6 protein-coding genes are annotated in these 6,200 nt (G+C 38.6%); all 6 read left to right on the forward strand.

Translation table 11 applies throughout. The features are described from left to right. Window positions 1-8: 8 nt before the first annotated feature. Complete coding sequence (locus tag O9316_RS04065) at window positions 9-785, forward strand: TlpA disulfide reductase family protein (protein ID WP_298203981.1); 777 nt, start codon at window positions 9-11, stop codon at window positions 783-785. Between the two features lie 97 nt (window positions 786-882). Then, window positions 883-2,163 carry an ATP-binding protein gene (locus O9316_RS04070; protein ID WP_298203982.1) on the forward strand — a complete coding sequence of 427 codons (1,281 nt, stop codon included), beginning with the start codon at window positions 883-885 and terminating at the stop codon, window positions 2,161-2,163. A 3-nt stretch (window positions 2,164-2,166) separates the two neighbouring features. Then, window positions 2,167-2,751 carry an HNH endonuclease domain-containing protein gene (locus O9316_RS04075; RefSeq protein ID WP_298203983.1) on the forward strand — a complete coding sequence of 195 codons (585 nt, stop codon included), beginning with the start codon at window positions 2,167-2,169 and terminating at the stop codon, window positions 2,749-2,751. A gap of 46 nt (window positions 2,752-2,797) precedes the next feature. Then, on the forward strand, window positions 2,798-3,280 hold the full coding sequence (gene purE, locus O9316_RS04080; RefSeq protein WP_298203984.1) for a 5-(carboxyamino)imidazole ribonucleotide mutase: 483 nt from the start codon (window positions 2,798-2,800) through the stop codon (window positions 3,278-3,280). A 138-nt stretch (window positions 3,281-3,418) separates the two neighbouring features. Further along, a complete protein-coding gene (locus O9316_RS04085) occupies window positions 3,419-5,437 on the forward strand; it encodes a M3 family metallopeptidase (RefSeq protein ID WP_298203985.1) in 2,019 nt (672 codons plus the stop codon). A 166-nt stretch (window positions 5,438-5,603) separates the two neighbouring features. After that, window positions 5,604-6,200 (forward strand): hypothetical protein (locus tag O9316_RS04090; protein WP_298203986.1); only part of this gene is annotated, 597 nt, incomplete at its 3' end.

Raw genomic sequence — 6,200 nt, forward strand, 5'->3', positions numbered from 1 at the left:
TTAAATCCATGAAGAAAATTATATACCTATTCACTTTTCTGGCAGTTGGAATCCTTTATGCGCAAGAAAAAATCTTTGTTCCTGAAGGCCAAACTGCCTTGGACCGAACTACCTATTTCGAATTTGTTCAAAAAAAACGTCCTAAAACCCAACTCTTCTTACCCGATGGAAAAGAATTGCCGTTGAAAAAGTTGGATTCACTTAACAAAACGATTCACGACCAACCCTTCACGACCCTCTTTTATGCAGATACGATACAAAATAAGGCTTCTTTAGTCTTGAAATACCTATCGAAAGAAGAGGTCAAATTACGCAACGACCAATTTCGGCAACAGCAAAAAGACTTTGAAAAAAACCGGCGAAAGCTGATCGGGTCGACCCTTACCGAATTGACCTTAACGGACATGGAAGGAAAAACGTACACGTTGGAAGATTTAAAAGGGAAAGCGATTTTCCTCAATTTTTGGTTCACCCAATGCAAACCCTGCATCGAAGAAATGCCCGAGTTGAACAAACTGAAAGAAAAGTATACGAATCAAAATGTAGTTTTCTTTGCCGTGACATATAATGAGAAAAAGTTGATTCAGGATTTTTTAAAACGAACATCCCTAGAACTTACCATTATTCCCAACGACCGCAAAACAATTGACCAATTTCACATCAACTTTTACCCCACCAATATTTTAATCGACCCGAATGGCAAAGTATTGTTCATCAACGAACTCCTAGGCGGCAACGGTTTGAAGGAAATTAAGAAGTTGTTGCATAAAATGTTTCCGGATTAATTAACCCGTTTAAACTAGGCAGTAGGTTTTATTTGAAATACAGGGAATTTTAAACAAAAAATAAGGTTTTTTGCTAAATTTGTGGAAAATCAAAATCATGAAAATTACCAAACTCAAAATTGATAAACACAAGCATTTAGAGAATCTTGAATTTGATTTTACATACCCTGAAGATTTTCACATCAAAGAAAAAAGAGGGAAACCTTTGGATAAAATTTGTTTTATTGGGCAGAGTGGAACGGGGAAAACCAATCTTCTTGAGTTAATATATAACGATTTGTTTTCGATTTTATCCATTGAATTAGATGGTGAAAATGTATGGAGAAAAAATGGAGTTTTGTTATCAAATTATCTTCAAATATTTATTGAAAATATTAAATTTGAATCCTTACGCAAGGATACTTACGATCTCAATATATTGGTAAATGATAAAAAATTAAATTATTCACAAAACAACTCAACTTTCCCACAATCTTTATTTAGTAACTCTAACAAAGTTTTTTTCTTAAAATCTTCCATAATATCTACCAAAAACATTAATATTTTAAATTCCAATCCTTTAGAACTAAAAGAAAGTATTGTAGATTCTAACAATACACTAAACAACACCATCGAATTTGATGAAGAAATTTCACCTAGTATTTGGTATTTCATATTGGCTAGTGTTATTGATTTTCACAGTAATCGATACAAAAAATACAATGAACTTATAGGAAAAGGTTTGATTTCTGACTTAACTAAATTTAATAAGCAAGTATTAGAGTTTTTAAAAGAAAACCCAAACCCACTAGAATCATTGTCAAAAAAATTTAATCCAATTTTTAAAAAATTAGGTTTACAAATTGATATTGATAATACTGAATATTCAATTCCAATTAAAAATATTTTAAAAGAAGAAATCATTCCTGTAAAAGATTCAAGTACTGGAACAAAACAAATTTTATTAACCTCACTTCCATTATACTTTTTAGATACACAAAATACAATAATTCTATTCGACGAACCCGAACGTTCTCTATATCCAGATATTCAAATGGAGCTGATGGATCATTATCAAAATTTTGCTCCAGAAGCCCAATTCATTGTAGCAACTCATTCACCATTTATTGCCGCAAACTTTGAACCAGAGGAGCGTTTTATATTGTATTTTGACAAGGAAGGCAATGTAGCTGTAAAAAGAGGGAAATCGCCCATTGGAGATGACCCAAATGACATGTTGACAAATGACTTTGGTGTTAATTACATTAATACTTATGGACAAGAAAAATTTCAAGATTATCTCGAATTAAAACAAAAAATGCTTTTTGAAAAAGATGAGAAATTGAAGAAAAAATATGCCCAAGAAGTACGTGAATTGGGAGATAAATATAATTTTTAAGCCATGAAAAGAATTGATAAACGCCATGATTCCGAAGTAGTCCGACAAAATTTAAGTTACACTAAAGGAGATAATTCAGGTCTTCGCAAAATCTTAATGTGGGAACAAAAAAGATTTTGTGCTTACACAGAAGAGTATATTGGAGAAAATGATGCATGTGATATCGAACATTTTAATCCGAACCTGAAATTTACACCACAAGACTCTTATAATAATTGGTATGTGGTAAAGCACAAACCCAATAATTTAAAAAGTACCAAATGGATTGAACCAATTCTCTATCTTTATGATGAAGAATTTGAAACCAGAATTAAATATTCAGATGGAGCGTACATTCATGCTCAAGAGGATCATGAAGCAAAAAATTTACTAGAATTATTAGGCGTAAATAAACTAGAACAAGTAACACTTAGAAAAAAATATATTGCAAGAAGAAGAGAATTGATTGACTTTTTGAACATAAATGCTCGAGAATATTTTGAAGAAGAAATTGAAAAAGAAATTGAATCTATCAAATACCTGAGGGCAATCCAAGAAGAATTTGAAATCCCAATTTGGGACATGATTCCCTTTCCTGAGATTAATTAAAATTCTCTGGAATATTTACAATATAAAATTTAGCATTTAAAATAAAATGAAAGTAGCCATCGTCATGGGAAGTAAAAGCGACTTGCCGGTTATGCAAGAAGCCATTGATATTCTACAATCCTTCGGAATTACGACTGAAGTAGACATTGTATCGGCGCATCGCACGCCTGAAAAATTGTTCGATTTTAGTTCGAACGCCCACCTACGCGGCATCAATGTGATCATTGCGGGTGCAGGTGGCGCTGCGCATTTACCCGGGATGGTCGCGGCTATGAGTCCGCTGCCCGTCATTGGCGTACCGGTCAAATCCAGCAATTCGATTGACGGTTGGGACTCGGTACTTTCTATTTTACAAATGCCCGGCGGCGTTCCTGTAGCAACCGTTGCCTTAAACGGTGCAAAAAATGCGGGTATTCTTGCGGCACAAATTTTAGGCAGCCAAAATCCGGACATTCTAGCAAAAATTGTAGCCTACAAAAACGAATTGAAGGAAGTGGTTTTGAAAGCGGCGGAGAAGTTGAGCCACTGAGCCTCTGAGATGCTGAGCCACTGAGCCACTGAGCTAATGAGTTTTCTCTTCCTATTAAAAATTTTTTTTACAATAACACAATAAAGCACTTCGTTACGGAAGCAAGTGCGGATGCTTTATCTTTTAGAACATACAACTATGTTTACGGAAAAATTCAATACGCCCTATACGGCAGCGCCTTTTAGTCAAATTCGACTGGAAGATTATGTGCCTGCTTTTGACCAAACCATCGCACAAGCCCGCGCTGAAGTGGATGCCATTATCAATAATCCCGAAGCGCCTACGTTTGAAAATACGCTAGAAGCCTTGGAATTTTCGGGACAAGCTTTGGATCGATTGTCGTCGATTTTCTTTAATTTGAATTCGGCCGAAACCAACGATACCCTCCAACAAATTGCCCAAGAAGTGTCGCCTAAATTGACGGCCTTTGGTAATGATATTGCGCTCAATGAAACCTTATTCCGACGCGTAAAAGCGGTCTATGACCAACGCGATTCTTTATCGCTTTCGCCGGAACAGTTGATGTTATTGGAAAAAAAATACAAAGGATTCAGTCGGAACGGTGCCTTGTTAAGTGAAGACCAAAAAAACCGCTTACGCGAAATTGACACCGAATTAGCGAAATTAAAATTGACCTTTGGCGAAAACGTATTGGCCGAAACGAATAGCTATTTCAAACACATCACTAATGTTGAAGACCTGGCTGGTTTACCCGAAGGAGCCATAGAAGCTGCCGCAACATTAGCCCAATCGAAAGGACTAGAAGGCTGGGTTTTTACCTTGGATTTTCCAAGCTATATGCCGTTGATTACCTATGCCGACAACCGCGAATTACGGAAAGAAGTAGCGATTGCCTTTGGAAAAAAAGCCTTTCAGGACAATAATCATAACAACACTGAAATCCTTAAAAGAATTGTCACCCTTCGTCATGAACGTGCGCAATTATTAGGATATACCTCCCATGCCCATTTTGTTTTGGAAGAACGCATGGCGCAAAATCCGGAAACGGTAAAAACCTTTTTGAATGATTTGTTAGCCAAAGCCAAACCCGCGGCCCAACGTGAATTTGCGCAATTATCGGCTTTCGCCAAAGAAAGAGACGGTTTGGAGCATTTGGAAAAATGGGACGGCGCGTATTATTCAGAAAAATTAAAACAAGAATTATTTGATTTGGATGACGAACTCTTGAAACCCTATTTCCCATTGGAGAAGGTGTTGCAAGGGGCTTTTACAGTGGCCGAGAAGTTATTCGGACTCACTTTTCACGAAATTGATACGGTTGACAAATACCACCCTGATGTACAAACCTTTGAAGTTCGGGGTGAATCTAATGACTATGTAGCGTTATTTTATGCTGATTTCTTCCCGCGACCCGGAAAACGACCGGGCGCTTGGATGACCTCATTCAAATCACAATACATTCAAAACGGAGTCAACGACCGACCCCATGTGTCGATTGTGTGTAATTTCACGCCTCCTACGCCTTCAAAACCTTCATTGTTAACCTTCAATGAAGTAACCACCTTATTCCATGAATTTGGACATGCGCTCCACGGCATGTTAGCCAATACAACGTACCCAAGTTTGTCGGGAACCTCGGTCTATTGGGACTTTGTGGAATTACCGAGTCAGGTGATGGAGAACTGGTGTTACGAACCCGAAGCGTTGGCCTTGTTTGCCCATCATTATGAAACGGGCGAAGTGATTCCGCAAACCTATGTCGATAAAATCAAAGAAAGTGCGAGTTTCTTGGAAGGCATGGCCACGGTGCGCCAACTGAGTTTTGGTTTATTGGATATGGCGTATCATGCCCAAATTCCCGTCATTGATGATGTAAAAGCCTTTGAAGTTGCCGCTATGCGCGAGACGGCTCTATATCCCGATGTATTGGATAATTGCATGAGTCCGTCGTTTTCCCATATTTTCCAAGGTGGGTATTCTTCAGGCTATTACAGTTATAAATGGGCCGAAGTGTTGGATGCCGACGCCTTTGCGTATTTCCAAGAAAAAGGAATTTTCAACAAGGAAGTGGGAACGCGATTCAAAGAAACGGTACTCTCCCAAGGCGGCACGGAATTGCCCATGGAATTGTATAAAAAGTTCCGAGGACAAGAGCCCAAACCCGAAGCGTTGTTGAAGCGCGCAGGGCTGTTGTAATTATGAGTTATGAAGTATGAATTATGAGTTATGGATTATGAGTTATGAATTGAGAGTCGTGAATGCGGCTCTTTTTGTTTTAAAAAAAATAGGGATGCTTTAACTTTTATGTTTCATTTTCTGAGTAAACGCTTTGTATATTTGTGGAAATCAAAATTTTACTTTTATGCACCTGATTTACTGTATAATAGAATGCTCCCTTCGTCAGCGGTATTGGTTAGCGCTTTTTATCATGACCGTGTGTACCCCTTTGAAGGCTCAAAATAGGGAAGATAAGAGTACTCAGGAAACAAGCGAAACGTTTTTCCTGGCATCCGACGGCACCGCCTCCAACCCCATCACCTTTACCCCCATAGGACAACTTACTAGCCCCACAGGAACCGTGTACAATGTACTCAACAACGACCGCCGCATCACCAACGGCTCGTTTTGTAACATCGACCCTCGAGCAACGGTGCCATTAGCCATGAGCTCCATCACCCTTACCAGCACCTCCTCGAGTCCGTTTTTTAATATAGATAACAGTAATGGGAATTTACGTGCGAATACTTTGATTGGAAATATTCCAATTGGCAATTACACCCTAACTTATACCGTTTGTGACGTGACCTTTCCGAGTATTTGCCGCACCACCCAAGTCAATGTTCGGGTGGTGGCACCCAGTCCCCGCTTATCCCAACCCGAAGTAGCCAAAACAGCCCCCCAAGCGCCCAGTGCCGCTACCCAAAGCTGTGATTGCTCCCCCATTATTTGCTTTAACGAC

Source organism: Flavobacterium sp. (assembly GCF_027533505.1).
Lineage (GTDB): Bacteria > Bacteroidota > Bacteroidia > Flavobacteriales > Flavobacteriaceae > Flavobacterium.